Origin of the sequence: Streptomyces sp. NPDC005566 (genome assembly GCF_040605575.1) — a bacterium.
GTDB lineage: Bacteria > Actinomycetota > Actinomycetes > Streptomycetales > Streptomycetaceae > Streptomyces.
Map to the genome: position 1 here is coordinate 19,635 of NZ_JBEXDB010000032.1, position 20,445 is coordinate 40,079.

The following is a 20,445-nucleotide window of genomic DNA, read 5'->3' on the forward strand; positions in this document are numbered from 1 at the left end:
GGTCAGACTCCTGCCTTGTTTGCTGTCAGGAAGTCCGCGACGTCACTGACACGCAGCAGGTCGCCGACCCGCTCGTCGGGCACTGTTTGGTTGAAGGCCTTCTCCACGGCGGCCAGGAGGTCGATGCGGGTGAGGGAGTCCATGCCGAGCTCGTCGAAGCTGGAGTCGGCGGTGACCTCGCCCTCCAGGTCCGGCGCCGTACGCAGCGTGAGGTTGATGATCTCGACAATCAGTTCGTCTCTGGTCATGGCCTTCATCTCTCGATAGGTGGGTGCGCGTGGATGTGCGTGCGGGGGGAGTGCGGGGGTCTCGGGGGTTCGCCGGGGCCGGTCACGGCATCCGGACGACCTGGCCGGCGTACGTCAGGCCGGCACCGAAGCCGAGCAGCAGGACGTTCTCGCCGGGGGTGCTGCGGCCGCTGTCCTTGAGCCTGCTCAGCGCCAGCGGCACGGAGGCCGCCGAGGTGTTCCCGGTGTCGACGACGTCGTTGACGACGCGCTCCGGCGGCAGGTCGAGGTTCGCGGCGAGCGTCTTGATGATCCGGTTGTTGGCCTGGTGCGGCACGAACCAGTCGATGTCCTGCATCGTGATCCCGGCGGCGGCGCACGCCCGGTGGGCGACGTCCGGCATGGTGGCCGTGGACCACTTGTAGACGAGCGGGCCGTTCATGGTGACGTACTCCCGGCCGTCGGCCTTCTCGGTGATGCCGAGCACGTCGTGCCGTGCGCCGTCGCTGCCCCAGACCGCCGGGCCGATGCCGGGCCGGTCCGAGCGGGAGACCACCGCGGCTCCGGCACCGTCACCGAAGATGACGAACGTGTCGGGGTCGGCGGGGTCGATCCACTCGCTGGTCCGCTCGGCGCCGACGACCAGAACGTTGCGCGCCTCGCCCAGACGCACGGCGTTGGACGCCATGGCCAGCGAGTACGTGAAACCGGCACAGACCGCGTTGAGGTCGTACGCACCCGAGTTCGGCAGTCCGATACGGCTGGCCACCTCGGGGGCGATGCCGGGCATACGGCGGCGGCGGGTGGCGCTCGCGACGATCGTCAGGTCCACCTCGCCCGGGTCGATGTCGGCCGAGACGACGGCCTTCTCGCCCGCGGCCGCCGACATCGTGACCAGGTCCTCCTCTTCGGAGGCGTGATGGCGGGTCCTGATCCCGGTCCGGCTCTCCATCCACTGCGGCGAGACCGTCGTCAGCGGTGCCAGTTCCTCGTTGGACACCAGCCTGGCCGGCCGGTACACGGCCAGTCCGGAGATCCGTGATCCGTACGTCTCGAACTCGAACATGTCTCCCTCAACTCCCCATAGGTCCGTCAGCCGTCAGGTTTCAGGCGTCGGACGGCTCTGCCATGGCCACGGCGATGCGCCGCGGTCCGGTGAACGGCTCGCGCGCGTGTGCGGCGAGCATGTTGTCGACGACCAGGACGTCGTCGCGCTGCCAGTCGAAGCGGACCGAAGCCGACCGGTAGGCGGCACGCAGGTGATCCGTCACCTCGTCGGGGATGACACCGCCGTCCCCGTAGAACGTGTTCGTGGGCAGGTCCTCGTCGGCGAAGATCGCGCGCAGGCCGGCGCCGACCTCCGGGGCCAGGGTGCTGACGTGGAAGAACGTCGCGTGGTTGAACCACACGTCCTCGCCGGTGACCGGATGGCGGTGCACCGCCTGCCGCACCGCGGTGGTGCGCAGACCGCCGTCGGGCCGCCACTCCGCCTCGATCCTGCGTTCCTTGCAGTACGCCACGACGGCGTCCTTGTCCGAGGTGGTGAAGGCCTCCTGCCAGGGCACTCCGAACCCGGCGTGGAAGTTGCGCACGACCTGCCAGCCGCGTGCCTCGAACTCCGCGCGCACCTGCGGATCGACGGACCTGAGGACCTGCCGGATGTCGGCGAGCGGGGTGGCGCCCTGCGTGACGGGCGGCTCGACGCAGAAGAAATACAGCGTCCGCGGCCAGACCGCCTGGTAGGAGTTCTCGTTGTGGAGGAAGATCTCCTCGTTCTGCGGATAGTCGGTCGAGGTGTAGACCTGCCCCTTGATGGTGCTGCGGGGCGAGGAGCGCTCGGCGTACGCCAGCGGCGGCGTGCCGGAGAACGCCCGGACGGTGCCGTCGAAGCCGTCGACGCCGCCGACCTCGAATCCGCGCAGCAGCAGTGCGCCGCGCTGGGTGAGCAGCTCGCGCAGCTCCGCCCGGTTCTCGGTGATGTAGCCGTGGATGCCGGTGCCGGGGGCCGCGGGACGTCGCATCCCGGGCACGGTTCCGCTCCCCACCCAGCCGGCGGGTGTCTCTTCCGAGGTGATGGTCATGGTCAGCTCGCTCCGTGGTCGAAGAGGTCGGGGCAGCCCTGGGGGCCGGGGCGTCAGTCGGACATCGCCACGAGGACGCGGCGGTCCCCGGTGAACGGCCGCCGGCCGTGGGCCAGCAGGACGTTGTCGATGAGCAGCAGATCGCCCGTGCGCCAGTCGACGTCCACGGCTGCCTCCAGCCCGCGGTCGCGGACCTGGGCGACGTACTCGGGGGGAATCGGGCTGCCGTCGGCGAACCGCACCGACTGCGGCAGCTCGTCCTCGGACAGGATCTGCGCGAGCTCGGCCGCGGTGTCGTCGCCGAGACCGGCCGGGTGCCACTGGTCGGCCTGGTTGAACCAGACCTCGGCGCCCGTGACGGGGTGCCGGGTCGTGGAGGGACGGTGGGACTCCACCCGCAGACTTCCGTCGCGCCGCCAGTCCCACTCGGCTCCGGCGTTCTTCAGGAACGCCTCCACGTCGGCCCGTTCACCGGTCTCGAAGGTGTCCTGCCAGCTCTTCCCGAGGCCGTAGCCGTCGTGCAGGTTCTGCACGTAGCGCACGCCGCCGGCGAACGCCTCGCGCACCTCCGGGTCCAGAACGGCGAGCCAGCGCTCGGCGTCCAGTACCGGGGTGGCCCCGCCGGAGCCCGGCTGCACCTGGCAGAAGAACGCCAGGCGGGACGGCCAGGCATGGGCGTAACTCATCTCGTTGTGCATCGAGATGGTGAATTCCTGCGGGTACTCCGTCGAGGTGTAGACGTTGCCGCCGACCTTGGTGCGCGGCGAGTTGCCGTGCACGTACGCCAGCCGGTTCGGCAGCAGCCGGTCCAGGGCGGTGTCCAGCGTCTCCGGGGTGATCCCGAAGCCGCGGAAGACGACCGCCTTCTCCTTGACCAGCGTCCCGGCCAGGCCGAGTTCCAGTTCCTCCAGGCGGCTCAGCAGTTCGCCGGTCCCGCCCTCACCCTTCGCTTCGATCTCCAGTGGTGCCCAGGACGTCGGACTCGTCACGGCGCCGCTCCTCTCGCTGTTGTGGTGAAGCCTTCGGCTATCCGGCCCGCAGGCCGGTCGGGATCCGAGCCAGCCGCCCCGCGATGTCCGCGGTCAGCTCCGCCTCCCGGGGGGCGAGGTAGAAGTGGTCCCCGGGGAAAGACCGCACCGCGAAGGCGCCGGTCGTCAACTCCGCCCAGGCCAGCAGCTGTTCGTAGGAGGTGCCCGGATCCCTGTCGCCCTGGTACGCGACGATCGGAGCGCGCAGCGCCACCGGGCTGTGCGGGTGATAGGTCTCGATGAGCGTGTAGTCGGAGCGCAGCACGGGCAGCAGCAGCTCACGCAGTTCCGGGACCGCGTACGGGTCGCCGCCCAAGGTGCCCAGCCGGGACACCCCGGCGACCAGGACGTCGTCGGCGGCCCTGTGCAGGGCCGTGGGAGACGTCCGGTGCGGGGCGTTCCGCCCCGAGAGCAGGACCCGGACCGGACCCTCGCCCGCACCGGCCTCCTGCCGCACCGCCACCTCGTAGGCCACCGCGGCGCCCATGCTGTGGCCGAAGAAGGCCATCGGCAGGTCGCCGTACGGGATGAGCGCCTCGGAGATCCGGCCGGCCAGCTCGTCCATCGACTCGATGCACGGCTCGCCCATCCGCTCCTGCCTGCCCGGGTACCGGACGGCGAGGACCTCGATGTCGGCGGGGAGCCGCGAGGGCCAGCCGTGGAACAGCTGGGCATTGCCGCCGGCGTGCGGGAAGCAGACCAGCCGCAGCCGCGGTTCGCCCGTCCGCGCGTACCTGCGGAACCAGGTCTCCGAGGAGGCACTCACAGCGCCATGCCCCCGTCGATCCGGACCACCTGGCCGGTGATGTACTCGGCCTGCGGGGAAGCCAGGAAGGAGACCAGCGAGGCCACTTGCTCAGGAGTGCCGAAGCACCCCATCGGGATGCGGGTCAGGGCGTCCTTCGCGACGGCCTCCGGCACCCCGGCGACCATCTCCGTGTCGATGAAGCCCGGCGCGACGGCGTTGGCACGCACTCCGTAGCGGCCGAACTCCTTCGCCAGCGCCTGCGTCAGTCCGATGATCCCGGCCTTCGAGGCCGAGTAGTTCGTCTGTCCCGCGTTGCCGACGACCCCGGCCACGGACGAGAGGGTGACGACCGTGCCCGCACGGCGCCGGATCATCGAACGGACCACCGAGCGAAGCAGGTTGTACGTTCCGTCGAGGTTGGTGCGGATCACCGAGTCCCACTCGTCGTCCGACATCAGCGCCAGCGGCCTGTCGCGGGTGATTCCGGCGGAGGTGACGACCGCGGACACCGGTCCCAGCCCCGCCTCGACGTCCGCGACGAACGACCGGACACCGACCCGGTCGGCGACGTCGACGCGGCGGATCAGCGCCCGTCGGCCCGCCGCCAGGATCTCCTTCTCGACCTGCTCCGCCGCCGCGTCGTCGGAGCGGTAGCAGATGGCCACGTCGAACCCGTCCCGTGCGAGCCGGGTGGCCACCGCCCGCCCGATCCCGCGCGACCCCCCGGTCACCAGTGCCACCTGTGCCTCTTGGTCCGGCATGCTGCCCCCATCCGTTCGAATGAGTCGAGCGTGCGTTCACTGGCTATATCTGGCCTATACGGCATCCAGCGCCGCTCAAGGGCGCGCGCCGGGCACGGGTACCGTGACCGTTCATGACCTTGCTTCCGACCGGTGGCCCCGCGCTCGCGGGCCTGCTCGCCCCGCTGCTTCCCCCGCTGGTCACCGCCGTCGACACCTTCCAGGACGGCGCGGAACCCTTCCTGTTCCCCGAGGAGGCGGCTCTGGTCGCCAAGGCCGTGGCCAAGCGGAAGCACGAATTCACCACGGTCCGCCACTGCGCCCGCACCGCTCTGGCCAGTTATGGCTTGCCGCCCGCGCCGATCCTCCCCGGCACCGGGGGCGCGCCCCGCTGGCCCGACGGGATGGTCGGCAGCCTCACGCACTGCGACGGCTACCGGGCCGCGGCCGTCGCCCGTGACACGACGGTGGCCTCCCTCGGCATCGACGCCGAACCGGCCGAACCGCTGAACGACGAGGGCTCACTGAACCTCGTCACCCTCCCCGCAGAACGCACCGCGCTGCGGGAACTCGCCGACCGCCGACCGGACGTCCCCTGGGACAGGCTGCTGTTCAGCGCCAAGGAGTCCGTCTACAAGGCCTGGTCCCCGCTCACCGGCCGCTGGCTCGGCTTCCAGGACGCGCACATCACGTTGCGCCCGGACGGTACCTTCGCCGCCGCCCTGCTCGTCCCGGGCACCACGACGGCCGGCCCCCCGCTCACCGGCTTCGACGGCCGCTGGCAGGTACGCGACGGCCTCGCGCTCACCGTCGTCACCGTGCCCCCGCGCGGCGGAACCGCCCCGGCGTGACGCCCCCGGTGCCGAGGCGCCCCGCCCCCGAGTGACGACCCTTGTGCCGAGACGCCCCGCCCCCGAGTAACGACCCCTGTGCCGAGGCACCCGCCCGGACACCGCGCCCGGGTGCCTCAGGTCACAGCCAGCGGCGGATCGGCAGGACCGCCGCCTCCCGCATCCGCTGCACCGAGGAGCGGCGCTTCCACCGGGCACCGTCGATCAGCACGCTGTCGGCGCGGTCGTCCTCGAAGTGCCCGTCCAGAGTCGCGGTGAACTCCGGGTCCAGCACGGCGAGCATCACTTCCTCGTCGTGGTCCAGCGAGCGGCGGTTGAAGTTGGTCGACCCGATCAGCGAGGCGACCCGGTCCACGGTCACCGCTTTGGTGTGCATCATCGTCGGCTGGTACTGGTAGATCTTCACGCCGCAGGCGACGAGGGCCTCGTAGTGGTGCTGTCCCGCCAGCTGGCAGACCCGCTTGTCCGTGTGCGGTCCGGGCAGCAGGATCTCCACGGTGACGCCCCGCGCCGCCGCGGCGCAGAGCAGCTCGACGAAGTACGTGTCGGGCGCGAAGTACGCCGTGGTGAGCCGCACCCGCTCCTCGGCGGACTCCAGGACGACGCGGAGCAGGGTCTGCATGTCCTGCCAGCCGAAGCTGGCCGAACCCCGGACCACCTGCACGATCGCGTCGCCCTGCGGCCGGAGCTCGATGAAGCGGTCGCGCTCGGTGAACAGCTCGTCGTGGCATTCCGCCCAGTTCTGGGCGAACGCGGCGGCGAGACCGTCCACGGCGGGGCCGCGCAGCTGCACATGGGTGTCGCGCCACTCGCGCTCGTTACGGGCGTCGCCGCACCACTCCTCCGCGATGCCGACGCCACCGGTGAACGCCGTCTCCTCGTCGGTGACGAGGACCTTGCGGTGGCAGCGGTGGTTCTGCTTGAGCGGCGACAGGTACAGCGGCTTGCGGAACCACGCCACCTCCACCCCCGCCTCGTCCATCATCGCCAGCTGGCCCTTCTCGATCAGCCGGCTGCCGAAGCCGTCCAGGAGCAGCCGCACACGTACTCCGGCGCGGGCCCGCTCCGACAGCGCCTCCGCGAAGTCACGGGCGATGTCACCGCGCCAGTACACGAACGTCATCATGTCCACGGTGTGCTCAGCATCACGTATCGCGCCCAGCATCGCGGCGAATATCTCGTCGCCGTTGTGGAGCGGAACGAGGGCATTCCCCTCGGTGGCGGCGATGCCGATGAGGCGCTCCAGCCGTCGCCGCAACCGCAGGATGCGCTCGGGGTACCTGGTGTCAGGTCTGCCGTCTGTGTCAATGGACATCGTTCACCTGACCGAAGCGAGGGGGCGGGGACCCGCCGACTGTACTCCGCGCCCGGATCAGTGTTCGGGTTCCACCCACTGGGCCGTATCCGCACGGTAGCGGTACTCCGGCCGCCCCGTGATGCTGCTCGTACGGAACGGCTTGCCGTTGTCGTCGATGCGCAGGGTCCCGCTCCGGCCGCCGCTGCTCCACTCCAGCTCCAGGTACCAGGTCACGTCGTGTCCCTCCACATGCGCGTCGAGGTGGAACACCTCCACGTCCGTGGAGCTCACCCGGTACGGGAAGTCCTTCGCCGGGACGACGGCCCCGCCGTCCTGCCCCGCGACCGGATGCGAGCGCGGCGAGCTCTCGTCCAGGTCGATGTCGAAGCTCTGCGGAGTGATGCCGCTCCCGCAGCCCTCCCCCATCGAGTACGCGGTCCAGGCGAGCGCCGGTGCGCGACCCACGACCCGCACATGCAGCCCCTTGAGCACCACCGCTTCCTGCGATGCCCCCTGGAGGGTCAGTTCGAGCATCATGTCGCCCCCGTCCACACCGCCGAGCGCCCTCGCCCAGTTACGGGTGTCCTGGGGCGGGGGCGGCTTCGGTACGGTGCCGGGCTCACGGTCGAACAGGTAGTACTGCCCGCAGGGCGACTCCCAGTTGTACGAGCTGATGGCGGCGCTGACGGGGGCACCGCGGTGGTCCGCCCCGCCGCCCTGCCGCGCCGGTGAGCCGGGGGAGGCGGAGGGAGAGGCGGTGGCGGTGGCGGCCGACGGGGAGGCCGGCCCGCTCGGCGTAGCGGACGCGCTGCCGGTGCCGCCGCTGCTCGCGCTCGGCACGACCGGGGCCGTTCCGGTGGCCGCGTCGGTACGTCTGCCGTCACCACCGTCGTCGTCCGTGAGACCACGGAACGCCAGGGCGGCGGGCACGGTGAGCGCGACGACGGCAGTCGCGGCGAGCAGGACGCGCAGCCGCCGGGACGGCCGCCGACCGAGGGCGGGTCCGGGTCCGGAGGCCGTGGCCCCGGGCACCTCGGACGGCGTCACGTCCTCGGCCTCCGGTCCTGATTCCGGTTCCGGTTCCGGTTGCGGGCCCTCCCCCGGAACGGGTCCGGGCTCCGCCGTGATACCCGCCTCCGCCCCCCGCGTCTTCCGCCGCTTCGCCTCATCGGCCAGGATCCACTTCCGGTGCAGCCCGACCAGCTCGTCCGCCGATGCCCGGCACACCCGGGCGAAGCGTTCGACCGGCGCGTAGTCCGGCGGAACGGCGTCGCCGTTGCAGTACCGGTGGACCGTCGACGTGCTCATGTGCAGCTTCCGGGCGAGCGCTCCATAACTCAGCCCTGAACGCTCCTTGAGGCCACTGAGCTCTGCCGCGAAGTCCTGGATCTCCGTACCCACGCCGACCGTTCCTCCCACTGATCCATCCCGGAACCGCGTTCCAGGGAGGCCTCGTTCCCTCAGGTCAGAGGGCATTCAGCCGTTCCACCGTCCCGAGCCGCCCGGCAGCCGTTGCCATCGGAACAAGGCCCCGAACAGGATGTGGACACACCGCCGGACCGACCTTCGTCCACACCGGGAGACGCAGTGCGTACCCGCTTCGAACCGAGCCTGACCGACGCGGTCGCCGCAGGAGTGCTGATCGCCGCCACGGCGACCGTCATCACACTCCTGCGGCACCTCTGACCACTCGTCATTCTCCAGCACAGCCGGCACCACCCGGCGCGCCCGAGCTGCGCCCGGACACGACAGACCTTCTGAACGGGGAGAACCACCTCATGCGCAACCGTAACTTCCTTCGTACCGCACGCACCTCGGCCCTCGGCACCGCCGTCCTGCTGGCCGCGCTCTCGCTGACCGCCTGCCAGGAGGACGGCCAGGCAGCGGCGGACACCTCCTCCACGCCGGCAGCCGCCTCCCCGTCCGAGCAGCCTTCGGACAGCACAAAGGCGCCCGCGGACAAGGGGAAGAAGTCCGACGACTCCGGTTCGAGTTCCGGTTCCACCGACGCCGAGCCCGCCGCGAAGCGGCCGAAGGCCCCCGGCACCGACGGCGGACCTGTCACCCTCGCCTGCGACGGCGGCAACTCCAAGGTGACGCTCACGGCCGTGCCCCGGCCCGTCAACCACATGCTGCTCACCGTGACGAACACCGGCTCGAAGGCCTGCAACGCCTACTACTACCCGTTCCTGAGGTTCGGTGAGGCGCAAGCCGTCCCGCGGACCTTCCAGGAGAGCAAGCCGCAGGCCGTCGTCACCCTCGGCCCGGGAGAGTCCGCCTACGCAGGCGTCATGACCGCCTCCGCCGACGGCAGCGGCACGGGCGGCTACTCCACCGAGGAACTGACGGTGAGCTTCCAGGGCCGCGACGGTTCCGGCTCCAGCGGCCCGTCCTCGGACGTCCCGCTCACCGAGGCCGTCTTCGTCGACAGCACGCTGGCCGTCACGTACTGGCAGACGGATCTGGACGACGCCCTCATGTACTGACCCGCGCCTGTTCGGCTCCGTGGTGGCCCCCGGAGCCGAACAGGGCTTTGTCAGTGGCGGATCCTAGAGTCACCTGCATGGCGACGCTCCCGAATCCCCTGCCCCTGCTGGACCTTCCGCCGGGCACACTCGTGGACACCACGATCGACGACCCCTGGCACGAGCCCTTGCTCTGGTACGCCGACGAGCAGGCGCAGCCGGGCGACTGGGCCAGGCTGCGGACGACCGGCAGGCCGCTCGGCCTGCTCCCGGTGCTGGTGGACGGCGGACGCCGCAACCAGTGGCCCGAGGACTGGGACCTCGACCCGGCCGGTACCTCGTATCCGGGAGACCACGACGCGGAGGACGTCCTCGGCGAGTTCTGGGAGGAGTACGCCTCCGACGAGCTGGAGGACGGGGCGGATTGGCCCGGCCTGGCGCCCGCACCGTCCACCGACGCGTCCGGGACCCCGGACGAACTCGCCGCGGAGATGGCCGACCAGCTCACGGACGGCGCACGGATGGCGCTCGTACCCGCCCGGCGCAGCGCGGACATACCCGCGGCGATCGGCTGGTCGGGCCCGCTCAACTACGAGAACGACGTGGCCCGGCTCTGTACGGTGCTGCGCTCCTGGGAGGACCGCTTCGACATCCGGGTCGTGGCGCTCGGCTTCGACACCCTGACCGTGTCCGTGGGACGGCCTCCCACGACCGCGGCGGAGGCCAGGGCGCTGGCCTCCGAGCACTTCGCGTTCTGCCCGGACAACATCGACGCGGGCCCTTCGAACGGCCTGGACGCCTACGCGGAGAAGTACCTCCTGGGCCAGGAGACGTGGTCGTTCTGGTGGGACTGAAACGTGTTCCGCATGTCAGGACCGCGCACGTCTGGGGGCCGCGCATGTCAGGAACCAGGGGTGCGGGTTCAGCAGAACCAGCCGTTCTGGACCCAGCCCCGGCGGTTGATGTCGCCGTACGCGAAGCCGTAGACCCAGTCCCCGCCGGCTTGCTCGACGAGGAAGGTCTGCCCGCGGTACAGCGTGCCCATCCAGGCCCCGTGGGGGGCGGTGACCCGGACGAAGAGGTCCTGGGCACAGACGGTTTCGCGTTGCCCAACGGTGCCGTCGGCGGCGGTGGCGGGGTTGACGGTCAGGACAGCCATGGCGGCGGTCAGCGCCAGGACGAGGGTGGTGCGCCTGCTGGTGCGGGTCATGGGAGGTCCTTCGCGGGTGTGGGGTGTGGGGTGTGGGGTCACCAGGATCCGAAGCCGCCCAGGCATTCCTGCCTGACGAAGCCCCAGTCGTTGGGGCCGAAGTCGAAGGTGGCCGCCCATCCGTTGTAGACGGGGTGGGCGCCGCGGGTGTGTCCGACCTTGTCACCGCGCAGCAGGGTCCGTTTGAGTCCGGCCGGTCCGGAGGAGCTGTTGTAGTTCGCGTAGAAGCTGGCGCTGTCGCAGACGATGACGGCGTGCTCCGGCACCGTCGGCTCCGCGTGCGCGGATCCGACGGAGATCAGGGCGAGAGCAGCGGTCAGGGACAGGGCAGCACTTAGTCGTGTCGTGGCCATGACAGACATGATGGGGTGTGACCGCCGTCCCGTCGAGGGGTCCACGCAACGCGACCCTCGCACGGGGCGGCCTTGAGTAGGAGCACTCATGTGCCGGGGCCGGGTGCCGCGTTGAATCGGGTGCATGCCCGATGACACGTCCGATCTGCTCGACACCCGCGCCCCGAGGTCCTGGGTGTCCCCCCTGGTCTCCACGGTCGTCACCCTGCCGGGAGCCGCTCTCGCCCTGTTCTTCGGCGGACTCTCCCCCATGGCCTGCGACTCGTGCGACGGCGCCCAGGAAGACCGGTTCACCCACAGCTTCGACTCCGGGTGGGCGGTGCTCTGTACGGGCCTCGTACTCGCCCTGGCCGTCCTGGTGGTGAGCTGGATCCTGCCGTCGCGCCAACGGCATGCGGCGAACCGCGTGTTGCTCGCGGTGACCGCGCCTGCCGTGGTGCTCTGCGCCTTCATCGCGTTCGTGGCCCTGGTCGACTGGCCCTGACGCGAGGCGGTCAGTCAGGGAGCTTTGAGCAGATCGCGCAGCCCGGCGACGTAGGTACGCACATCCCGCTCGGCGGGCAGCTCGACGGCGGCCTCCCGCGGCTCGTCACCGGGCAGCCGGCAAGCGCGGCAGAGGCCGTCGGGAAGCGCCTCGGTGCGGCCGGGTACACCGCACTTGGTGCACTCCATCATCACGCTCCGGACGGGTGTACCGGGCGCGGGCGGCGCGGCGGTGGGAACGTGGGGCGGGATCTTGTCCGTGAGACGGCGGCGGACGAACCCGACCGGCGAGTCCACCTGGGCGGGCAGCCCGGCGGCGAGGGCCCGCACGAGGTAGTCGGCGTCCACACCCCGCGTGAACCACGCGGCGGCCATCGGCTCAAGTACCGCACAGTCGGCGGCGGACAGCGCCAGACGGGCATCGGCGCGACCGAGTCCCGCCAGGGCCGCGAACGCGGGTGAGGGCCCCTCCGGCACCGACGGGGCCGGCTCCTGCGCCCACGGCTCCTGCGTCCGCTGCTGCAGCACGACGGGGGCCACCGGCTGAACGGCCACAGGCTGAACGACCACCGGCTGAGCGACCACCGGCTGAGCGCTCACGGGCTCGACAACCGTCGGCTGCCTGCGCTCGCCGCCGACGAGATCCCCCCACCACTCGTTGTCGCGTGCGGTACGGGACCAGAACGTGCGGAAGACCCAGCGCACTTGGCCGCCCTCGCCGGTCACCAAGCACCGCACACGGCGCAGATACCCGGCGACGGACAGGGCCTTCAGGGCCGAGCCCACCGCCTGCTGTCCGTAGAGGGGCAGTTGCTTGGCCAGGCCCTTGACGTCCATGGCCGCACCGTCGGGCAGCTGGTCGATGAACCCGGCGATACTGCGCTCACGGGGCGGCAGCATCATGAAGTCGGCGCCTCCGCGCAGCTGTTGGTCCGGGGCGGATCGCTTGCCGTATCCGGGATTGGCCATCGGGTACGGGCGCGAGGATGCGGGTGCGCGCAGGGCGGAGCTAAGGTGCTCGGTAGCCACGGGATCGCCTTCTTCGATCTTGGGGTGAGACCCCGGCATGGTGTTGTCAGCACCGCGTCGGGGTCGTTCGCTTCCGGCACCGTAAGCAGCCGCGACTCTTCGCCGCAAGTCGGTCACGATTAGTCATACTTGCTGGCCGTGGCAGGTCAGGGAGGTCGGGGAGGTTTGCCCGAACCTTCTTCTACCCACCGGCTAAAGAAGGCGCTCGAATCCCGGAACCCGAGTCCCGCCGCCCGAGTCCCGAGGCTCGAGCATCGGGCCCGCCGCCTTCCCCGCGCCCCTCGAACGAGTGACCCGACCGGTCCCGGCACTCGAAGCCCGAGCGCCGGGCGCCGAGCACCGGAGGCGTCCGGCCGTCAGAGGAACCGTGAACTGCCCACGGGACCCGGCGACCGCAGTCGGGCCCGGTCACCCTGGAGCCACGTGCCGCGCACGGCCGAGACGAAGTCCGTGAGCTTCTCGACGGGATCGGCGGGCGTCGCCCCGTCCCCGCCGTCGGGTGTCGGATCGGCCCCCACGATCTCCGCGGCGATCTCCGCCTCCGGCCGCCCATCGGCCTCCGCGCGCTCCGTTTCCCCGTCGTCGCCCAGCCGGAGGACCTCCCCCCACGGAGGCACGACCGACTGATGGAGCAGCGAGACGCTGTCGGCCGTGACGGCGGGCGGGTCGGTCCAGCAGCTCGCGTGCTCGTGCAGCACCTGTCCGGGCGACCGGTGGAAGAGCTCCCCCGAGCAGTTCGGTGCCCTGGCCGGCGCCCGCGGTGTCGTTCAGGTCGTAGGCGATCACGACGGTGTCCTCCCGTCCGGCCTCGAAGGGCTCCGCCGGGAGGCCCAGTACCCCGGCGGCTGCCAGACCCAGGATGCGGCTCCCCCGGTCCGGCAGCAGGGACACCGAACGGGGCCGCACCCCGGCGGCGGCGAGCACCGACTTCAGCCGCAACAAGCCCTGCAGGCACTGGTCATGGGAGTCCTGGAACCACGCGTACCGGCCGGTCATCCCCACGTCGTACCCGTGCGGGGACAACGTGCCCAGCACCGTCCCGCCCATGACGTACTGCCAGCCGCGGAGGTCCGAGTGGTCCAGCGGGCTCACCGGCCCGGTGGTCGCGGCACGCTCCAGAACACGGTTCTGCCGCTCCCACGCACCGCGCCAGGTGTCGTCGGCGGGGGCGGCCAGACGCGCGCGCTGACGGCGCGCCAGCTCCAGGTCACCTGCCAGGACGGCGTTGAAGACCAGGAGATAGCGATCGGGCCAGTCGCCGAGGCCGTCCTCCTGCGCGAGCAGCGCGTCGACGGCATCGCGGTGCCGTCCCTCGTCCTCGTACGCGGAGACCAGTTCGCGCAGCATGCCGGAGGAACCCGGCGCCAGGCGCACGGCCTCCCGCAGCGCGGGTATCGCCAGGTAGGACACACCGCGTTCCACGCAGGCGTACCCGTAGTCGTAGAGCGGGCGCACCCGGCCGGGGTGCGCGGCCAGAGCCGTCGCAGCCTTCCGGAGGTCGTCGAACCCGGCCGCCTCGGCGGCCCGGCCGACCACGGTCGCGACCTCGTCCAGCGGCGCCGAGGGTGCCTGCCGCAGCCTGCGCAGCGCACCCGGGACGTCACCTCCGTCGAGGCAGTCCCAGGCCTCGGCCAGTTCGGGGGACGTGGGACGGCGATTCCTGCGGGAGAACATGCGGGCGATCCTCCCCGCATCCGGGGACGCCCTCAACCGAATTGATCACCGGCGAGGGTTCGCCCCGGCACGGAACCGGGTCAGCGCCCCAGCCGCTGCGCGACCTCCGTCGCCCAGTACGTCAGGATCATCTGCGCACCCGCACGCCGGATCCCCGTCAGGCTCTCCAGGATCGCCGCGTCCCGGTCGATCCAGCCCTTCTCCGCGGCGGCCTCGATCATCGCGTACTCACCGCTGATCTGGTACGCCGCCACCGGCACGTCCACCGCGTCGGCGACCTTCGCGAGGACGTCCAGGTACGGGCCGGCGGGCTTGACCATGACCATGTCGGCACCCTCCGCCAGGTCGAGCGCCAGCTCGCGCATCGACTCGCGGACGTTCGCCGGGTCCTGCTGGTACGTCTTGCGGTCGCCCTTGAGCGAGGAGCCCACCGCCTCACGGAACGGCCCGTAGAACGCGGAGGAGTACTTCACGGTGTAGGCGAGGATCGACACGTCCTCGTGGCCCGTCTGGTCCAGCGCGTCGCGGATCACCCCGACCTGGCCGTCCATCATGCCGCTGGGGCCCACCACGTGCGCGCCCGCGTCCGCCTGCACCTGGGCCATCTCGGCGTACCGCTCCAGCGTGGCGTCGTTGTCGACGCGGCCGTCCGCGGTCAGCACCCCGCAGTGGCCGTGGTCGGTGTACTCGTCCAGACAGAGGTCGGACATGACCACGAGGTCGTCGCCCACCTCTTCCCGCACCGCCCGCAGACCGACCTGGAGGATGCCGTCCGGGTCGGTGCCCGCGGTGCCGCGGGCGTCCTTCTTCTCGTCCAGCGGCACACCGAAGAGCATGATCCCGGAGACCCCGGCCGCGACCGCGTCGACCGCGGCCTTCCGCAGGGTGTCCAGGGTGTGCTGCTGCACGCCGGGCATGGCCGAGATGGCGACCGGGGTGTCGATGCCCTCGCGCACGAACGCGGGAAGGATCAGGTTCGCGGGGTCCAGCCGGGTCTCGGCGACCATGCGCCGCATGACGGGCGTCGTCCGCAGCCGCCGGGGCCGCGAGCCGGGGAAGTTTCCGTAGTCGGTCATCCTCCGAGACTAGACCCGCACACATCACCGGTTTACCGACACCCGAGCCGGCAAAACCGGCCCACGGAAAGGGCCCGGCCGCTTCTCGACGAAGCAGCCGGGCCCACACATCGGTGCCGACCTGTCAGGTGGTCGTCCGACGGCGTCTCGCACCCGGACGCCGCTCGCTCGGACGCGTCACCGGGTCGCCGGCCTCCTTGGCCGCGTCCCGGCGCTGCGCACCGAAGTCCGCAAGCGCCTGGGCCAGCTTGTGGACCGACGGCTCCGGAGACAGGACGTCGACCCGCAGGCCGTGCTCCTCCGCGGTCTTCGCCGTCGCGGGACCGATGCACGCGATCACCGTCACGTTGTGCGGCTTGCCCGCGATACCGACCAGGTTGCGGACCGTCGAGGACGAGGTGAAGAGCACCGCGTCGAAGCCGCCGCCCTTGATCGCCTCACGGGTGTCGGCCGGCGGCGGCGAAGCGCGGACCGTGCGGTACGCGGTGACGTCGTCGACCTCCCAGCCGAGCTCGATCAGCCCGGCCACCAGCGTCTCCGTGGCGATGTCGGCCCGCGGCAGGAACACCCGGTCGATCGGGTCGAAGACCGGGTCGTAGGGCGGCCAGTCCTCCAGCAGACCGGCGGCGGACTGCTCGCCGGAGGGCACCAGATCCGGCTTCACACCGAAGTCGATCAGCGCGGCGGCAGTCTGCTCACCGACCGCCGCGACCTTGATCCCCGCGAAGGCCCGGGCATCGAGCCCGTACTCCTCGAACTTCTCCCGCACGGCCTTCACCGCGTTCACCGAAGTGAAGGCGATCCACTCGTACCGGCCCGTGACCAGGCCCTTGACCGCGCGCTCCATCTGCTGGGGCGTCCGCGGCGGCTCGACGGCGATCGTCGGGACCTCGTGCGGTACGGCACCGTACGAACGCAGCTGGTCGGAGAGCGACGCCGCCTGCTCCTTCGTACGCGGCACGAGCACCTTCCAGCCGAACAGCGGCTTGGACTCGAACCACGAGAGCTGGTCGCGCTGGGCGGCGGAGCTTCGCTCCCCGACCACGGCTATGACGGGCTGGTGCCCGTCCGGCGAGGGAAGGACCTTGGCCTGCTTGAGGACCTGGGCGATCGTCCCGAGCGTCGCCGTCCAGGTGCGCTGGCGCGTCGTCGTTCCCGCGATCGTCACCGTCAGCGGGGTGTCGGGCTTGCGGCCCGCCGAGACCAGCTCCCCGGCGGCCGCGGCCACCGAGTCGAGCGACGTGGACACGACAGCCGTCGCGTCGCTCGCGCCGACCTCGGACCAGCAGCGGTCCGAAGCGGTACGGGCGTCGACGAAGCGCACGTCCGCACCCTGCGCGTCACGCAGCGGCACACCGGCGTACGCGGACACGCCGACGGCGTTCGCCACACCGGGCACGACCTCGAAAGGCACGCCCGCGGCGGCGCAGGCGAGCATCTCCACGCCCGTGTTGCCGTCCAGGCCGGGGTCGCCGGCGACGGCACGGACAACCCGCCTGCCACCCTTCGCGGCCTCCATGACAAGATTGGCGGCGTCCCTGAGAACGGGTACCCCGACGGCTGTTGACGACATGTCAACAACCGTCAGCTCAGGGGTGCTTACCCCTGCCCGCGCATGGCAGCGAACGACGTCGAGAACGTCGGGTTCGGCCACAAGGACGTCGGCGCTCGCGAGCGCCTCGACGGCGCGCAGGGTCAGCAGTCCCGGGTCGCCGGGACCGGCGCCGAGGAAGGTGACGTGCCCTGCGGACAGGACAGGAAAATCGGATGCGGCGGGGCCGTTGGGGCTCAAAGTGCTCGCTCCCCCATAAGACCGGCCGCACCCTTGGCAAGCATCTCGGTCGCGAGCTCGCGACCGAGGGCCGCCGCGTCGTCGTGCGACGTGGGGACGGGACCGGTGATGGACAGCTGTACCAGGGAAGCGCCGTCGGTGGAACCGACGACACCGCGCAGGCGCAGTTCGTTGACAGTCTGCCCGTCGACCAGGAGGTCGGCCAGCGCACCCACAGGTGCGGAACAGCCGGCCTCCAGGGCGGCGAGCAGGGCGCGCTCGGCGGTCACGGCGACCCGGGTGTACGGGTCGTCGAGCTCGGCGAGCGCTGCGGCGAGGTCCGCGCTGGTTGCAGCGCATTCGATCGCCAGTGCTCCCTGACCGGGAGCAGGCAGGACGGTGTCGACCGGCAGGAAGTCGGTCACCTCACCGGTCCGGCCGAGGCGGCTGAGCCCTGCGGCGGCGAGTACCACCGCGTCGAGCTCCCCGCTCCGTACGAAACCGATACGCGTATCGACGTTGCCCCGTATCGCCACGGTCTCGATGTCGAGGCCGTGCGACCGGGCGTACGCGTTGAGCTGCGCCATGCGGCGCGGCGAGCCGGTGCCGATACGGGCACCGGACGGCAGTTGCGCGAAGGTCAGCCCGTCCCGGGCCACCAGTACGTCGCGCGGATCCTCGCGCTCGGGTACGGCGGCCAGGACGAGGCCCTCCGGCTGTGCGGTCGGCAGGTCCTTGAGCGAGTGGACGGCGAAGTCCACCTCGCCGCGCAGCAGCGCCTCGCGCAGCGCGACGACGAACACGCCGGTCCCGCCGATCTGCGCCAGGTGCTCCCGGGACGTGTCGCCGTACGTGGTGATCTCGACGAGCTCGACGGCGCGCCCGGTCACCTCACGGACCGCATCAGCGACCATGCCGGACTGCGCCATGGCTAGCTTGCTGCGCCGGGTACCGAGCCGGAGCGGCTTCGTGGTCTCCCCACCCAGGGGTGAGTTGTCGGTCATGACCGCCCTCTATTCGGGTCGTTCAGGTCTGCCCGGGAGACGGCGGCCACCGTCTGCGGGTCGAGGTCGAAGAGTTCGCGCAGCGCATCGGCGTACCCGGCGCCACCGGGCTCGCTGGCGAGCTGCTTGACCCGCACGGTGGGCGCGTGCAGGAGCTTGTCGACGACGCGGCGCACGGTCTGCGTGATCTCGGCGCGCTGCTTCTCGTCCAGGTCGGGAAGGCGTCCGTCGAGCCGCGCGATCTCGCCGGCCACCACATCGGCGGCCATGGTGCGCAGGGCGACGACGGTCGGGGTGATGTGGGCGGCACGCTGGGCGGCACCGAAGGCTGCCACCTCGTCGGCGACGATGGTGCGCACCTGGTCCACATCGGCGGCCATCGGGGCGTCCGCGGACGCCTCGGCGAGCGACTCGATGTCGACGAGGCGCACACCGTCGATGCGGTGGGCCGCCCCGTCGATGTCCCTCGGCATGGCGAGGTCGAGCAGGGCGAGCCTCGCGGGGCGGGAGGCCGGCGCCTGCACGGGTACCCGGCGCACGGCCCGGTCCTGTGCGGCGGCGGTGGCGGAACCGTTCTCCACCCAGGCGGCGTGCTGGTCCAGGTCTGCGGGGGCGGCTGCGGCCCGGGCCGCGGACGGCTCCGAAGCGGTGTCGAAGTCGACGCCGAGCGCCCCGGCGACGGCCTCGGCGGTCAGGACGAGCCCGGTCGCACCGGTACAGGAGACGACCACATCGGCACGTGTCAGTTCGTCCGGCACCGCGGCCATCTCCACGGCTCGTGCCGTCGCCCCGCCGCTCTGGGCGAGGATCTCGACGAGCCGGTCGGCACGGCCCCGGGTCCGGTTGGCGACGACGATCTCGGCGACGCCGGTACGGGCCAGGGTGGCTGCGGCCAGGGAGGACATCGAGCCGGCGCCGATCACCAGGGCTCGCTTGCCCGCGGCCCATTCGATGACCTCGGCACCGTCCGCGAGCTGCTCGAGACCGAACGTGACGAGCGACTGCCCGGCCCGGTCGATCCCGGTCTCGCTGTGGGCGCGCTTGCCGACCCGCAGCGCCTGCTGGAACAGGTCGTTCAGCAGCCGGCCCGCGGTGTGGAGCTCCTGGCCCAGCGCGAGCGCGTCCTTGATCTGGCCGAGGATCTGGCCCTCGCCGACGACCATCGAATCCAGCCCGCACGCCACCGAGAAGAGGTGGTGGACGGCGCGGTCCTCGTAGTGCACATAGAGATAAGGAGTGAGCTCGTCCAGCCCGACGCCGCTGTGCTGCGCGAGCAGCGTCGACAGCTCGGCGACACCCGCGTGGAACTTGTCCACGTCCGCGTACAGCTCGATGCGGTTGCAGGTGGCCAGCACCGCTCCCTCGGTCGCGGGTTCCGCGGCGAGGGTGTCCTGGAGCAGCTTCGTCTGCGCCTCGGGCGACAGCGACGCCCGCTCCAGTACGGAGACGGGGGCGCTGCGGTGGCTCAGTCCTACGACGAGGAGACTCATGCCGGCATCACGGCGGGCATGTCCCCGTCGGGTCCCTTCCGGCTCACGGGAGTGGCGCGCATCGGCGGCGCGTCGTCCGCGGCGGCGTCGCCTTCGGCGGCGGCTCCCTCACCGGCCTTGCGCTGCTCGTGGAAGGCGAGGATCTGCAGCTCGATCGAGAGGTCGACCTTGCGCACGTCGACGCCTTCGGGCACGGAGAGCACGGTCGGCGCGAAGTTCAGGATGGAGGTCACACCCGCGGCGACGAGCCGGTCGCAGACCTGCTGGGCCGCGCCGGGCGGGGTGGTGATGACACCGATCGACACACCGTTGTCGCTGATGATCCGGTCCAGGTCGTCGGTGTGCTGGACGGCGATGCCGGCGACGGGCGTACCCGCCATGGCGGGATCGGCGTCGATCAGCGCGGCGACCCGGAAACCACGGGAGGCGAAGCCGCCGTAGTTGGCGAGCGCGGCGCCGAGGTTACCGATACCGACGATGGCGACCGGCCAGTCCTGGGTGAGCCCGAGTTCACGGGAGATCTGGTAGACGAGATACTCGACGTCGTACCCGACACCACGGGTGCCGTAGGACCCCAGGTAGCTGAAGTCCTTGCGCAGCTTCGCGGAGTTGACCCCCGCCGCCGCCGCGAGCTCCTCGGAGGAGACCGTGGGCACCGAGCGCTCGGAGAGCGCCGTCAGTGCGCGGAGGTACAGCGGAAGCCGGGCGACGGTGGCCTCGGGAATTCCTCGGCTACGGGTCGCCGGTCGGTGAGTTCGGCCAGTTGCCACGGTGCTCCTGCGGGATGAGCGGGGCTGCAGGCGGCCGTATGTCACTGGACCGCCCCGTCGAATGCAGGCTATGTCTTTGTGAACGCGTGCACAAAGATAGTGTCCGTTTTGTCTGGTCAAAGTGACCGGGGTCACGCATATTCCTCGC

Annotated in this window: 21 protein-coding genes; 4 read left to right on the forward strand and 17 right to left on the reverse strand. The window is 71.2% G+C overall.

What is annotated here, in order from left to right; translation table 11 throughout:
- Positions 1-2: 2 nt before the first annotated feature.
- The 6 genes from ABZS61_RS33105 to fabG all read right to left on the reverse strand — a co-directional run bounded on the left by ABZS61_RS33105 (position 3) and on the right by fabG (position 4,845).
- Positions 3-248, reverse strand: a complete 246-nt coding sequence (locus ABZS61_RS33105) for a phosphopantetheine-binding protein (protein WP_329209902.1) — start codon at positions 246-248, stop codon at positions 3-5.
- An 82-nt stretch (positions 249-330) separates the two neighbouring features.
- Complete coding sequence (locus tag ABZS61_RS33110; protein WP_356429667.1) at positions 331-1,293, reverse strand: beta-ketoacyl-ACP synthase III; 963 nt, start codon at positions 1,291-1,293, stop codon at positions 331-333.
- Positions 1,294-1,333: 40 nt separating this feature from the next.
- Positions 1,334-2,248, reverse strand: a complete 915-nt coding sequence (locus ABZS61_RS33115; protein WP_356429746.1) for a TauD/TfdA family dioxygenase — start codon at positions 2,246-2,248, stop codon at positions 1,334-1,336.
- Positions 2,249-2,361: 113 nt separating this feature from the next.
- Positions 2,362-3,297: a TauD/TfdA family dioxygenase gene (locus tag ABZS61_RS33120; protein WP_356429670.1), complete on the reverse strand. Its 936-nt coding sequence runs from the start codon at positions 3,295-3,297 to the stop codon at positions 2,362-2,364.
- A 37-nt stretch (positions 3,298-3,334) separates the two neighbouring features.
- Positions 3,335-4,102, reverse strand: coding sequence for an alpha/beta fold hydrolase (locus ABZS61_RS33125; RefSeq protein WP_356429673.1), 768 nt, complete (start codon positions 4,100-4,102; stop codon positions 3,335-3,337).
- On the reverse strand, positions 4,099-4,845 hold the full coding sequence (gene fabG / locus ABZS61_RS33130; protein WP_356429676.1) for a 3-oxoacyl-[acyl-carrier-protein] reductase: 747 nt from the start codon (positions 4,843-4,845) through the stop codon (positions 4,099-4,101). Before fabG ends, ABZS61_RS33125 begins: the two co-directional genes overlap by 4 nt.
- A gap of 152 nt (positions 4,846-4,997) precedes the next feature.
- Between fabG and ABZS61_RS33135 the strand changes: the two genes are divergently transcribed.
- Positions 4,998-5,675 (forward strand): 4'-phosphopantetheinyl transferase superfamily protein, encoded by a 678-nt coding sequence (locus tag ABZS61_RS33135; RefSeq protein WP_356429749.1) that lies wholly within the window; start codon positions 4,998-5,000, stop codon positions 5,673-5,675.
- Positions 5,676-5,796: 121 nt separating this feature from the next.
- On the opposite strand, the gene ABZS61_RS33140 is transcribed toward ABZS61_RS33135, so the two are convergent.
- The gene (locus ABZS61_RS33140) at positions 5,797-6,990 is read right to left on the reverse strand and encodes a phospholipase D-like domain-containing protein (RefSeq protein WP_356429679.1); all 1,194 of its coding nucleotides are present in this window, start codon (positions 6,988-6,990) and stop codon (positions 5,797-5,799) included.
- A 57-nt stretch (positions 6,991-7,047) separates the two neighbouring features.
- Positions 7,048-8,373: a helix-turn-helix transcriptional regulator gene (locus ABZS61_RS33145; RefSeq protein WP_356429682.1), complete on the reverse strand. Its 1,326-nt coding sequence runs from the start codon at positions 8,371-8,373 to the stop codon at positions 7,048-7,050.
- Between the two features lie 377 nt (positions 8,374-8,750).
- On the opposite strand from ABZS61_RS33145, the gene ABZS61_RS33150 reads away from it, so the two are divergent.
- Together ABZS61_RS33150 and ABZS61_RS33155 are read left to right on the forward strand one after the other, a co-directional pair.
- Positions 8,751-9,458, forward strand: a complete 708-nt coding sequence (locus tag ABZS61_RS33150) for a DUF4232 domain-containing protein (protein ID WP_356429685.1) — start codon at positions 8,751-8,753, stop codon at positions 9,456-9,458.
- A 77-nt stretch (positions 9,459-9,535) separates the two neighbouring features.
- Complete coding sequence (locus ABZS61_RS33155) at positions 9,536-10,291, forward strand: DUF4253 domain-containing protein (RefSeq protein ID WP_356429688.1); 756 nt, start codon at positions 9,536-9,538, stop codon at positions 10,289-10,291.
- A 68-nt stretch (positions 10,292-10,359) separates the two neighbouring features.
- Here ABZS61_RS33155 and ABZS61_RS33160 read toward each other — a convergent pair whose 3' ends face one another.
- Complete coding sequence (locus ABZS61_RS33160; RefSeq protein WP_356429691.1) at positions 10,360-10,647, reverse strand: hypothetical protein; 288 nt, start codon at positions 10,645-10,647, stop codon at positions 10,360-10,362.
- Positions 10,648-10,685: 38 nt separating this feature from the next.
- Positions 10,686-11,000, reverse strand: coding sequence for a hypothetical protein (locus tag ABZS61_RS33165; RefSeq protein ID WP_356429694.1), 315 nt, complete (start codon positions 10,998-11,000; stop codon positions 10,686-10,688).
- 124 nt (positions 11,001-11,124) lie between these two features.
- On the opposite strand from ABZS61_RS33165, the gene ABZS61_RS33170 reads away from it, so the two are divergent.
- The gene (locus ABZS61_RS33170) at positions 11,125-11,484 is read left to right on the forward strand and encodes a hypothetical protein (RefSeq protein WP_356429697.1); all 360 of its coding nucleotides are present in this window, start codon (positions 11,125-11,127) and stop codon (positions 11,482-11,484) included.
- A 14-nt stretch (positions 11,485-11,498) separates the two neighbouring features.
- Here the strand turns inward: ABZS61_RS33170 and ABZS61_RS33175 are convergent, their stop codons facing one another.
- From ABZS61_RS33175 to ABZS61_RS33205, 7 genes are all read right to left on the reverse strand, one after another.
- A complete protein-coding gene (locus ABZS61_RS33175; RefSeq protein WP_356429700.1) occupies positions 11,499-12,452 on the reverse strand; it encodes a MarR family transcriptional regulator in 954 nt (317 codons plus the stop codon).
- Between the two features lie 468 nt (positions 12,453-12,920).
- Positions 12,921-14,186: a hypothetical protein gene (locus ABZS61_RS33180; RefSeq protein WP_356429703.1), complete on the reverse strand. Its 1,266-nt coding sequence runs from the start codon at positions 14,184-14,186 to the stop codon at positions 12,921-12,923.
- 80 nt (positions 14,187-14,266) lie between these two features.
- Complete coding sequence (gene hemB, locus ABZS61_RS33185) at positions 14,267-15,262, reverse strand: porphobilinogen synthase (protein WP_356429706.1); 996 nt, start codon at positions 15,260-15,262, stop codon at positions 14,267-14,269.
- Between the two features lie 124 nt (positions 15,263-15,386).
- Positions 15,387-17,054: a bifunctional uroporphyrinogen-III C-methyltransferase/uroporphyrinogen-III synthase gene (locus ABZS61_RS33190; protein ID WP_356429709.1), complete on the reverse strand. Its 1,668-nt coding sequence runs from the start codon at positions 17,052-17,054 to the stop codon at positions 15,387-15,389.
- Positions 17,051-18,037 (reverse strand): hydroxymethylbilane synthase, encoded by a 987-nt coding sequence (hemC, locus tag ABZS61_RS33195; protein WP_356429712.1) that lies wholly within the window; start codon positions 18,035-18,037, stop codon positions 17,051-17,053. The genes ABZS61_RS33190 and hemC overlap by 4 nt, the downstream gene beginning before the upstream one ends.
- Positions 18,034-19,527 carry a glutamyl-tRNA reductase gene (locus ABZS61_RS33200; protein ID WP_356429715.1) on the reverse strand — a complete coding sequence of 498 codons (1,494 nt, stop codon included), beginning with the start codon at positions 19,525-19,527 and terminating at the stop codon, positions 18,034-18,036. Before ABZS61_RS33200 ends, hemC begins: the two co-directional genes overlap by 4 nt.
- The gene (locus ABZS61_RS33205) at positions 19,524-20,297 is read right to left on the reverse strand and encodes a redox-sensing transcriptional repressor Rex (RefSeq protein ID WP_356429718.1); all 774 of its coding nucleotides are present in this window, start codon (positions 20,295-20,297) and stop codon (positions 19,524-19,526) included. Before ABZS61_RS33205 ends, ABZS61_RS33200 begins: the two co-directional genes overlap by 4 nt.
- Positions 20,298-20,445 lie beyond the last annotated feature (148 nt).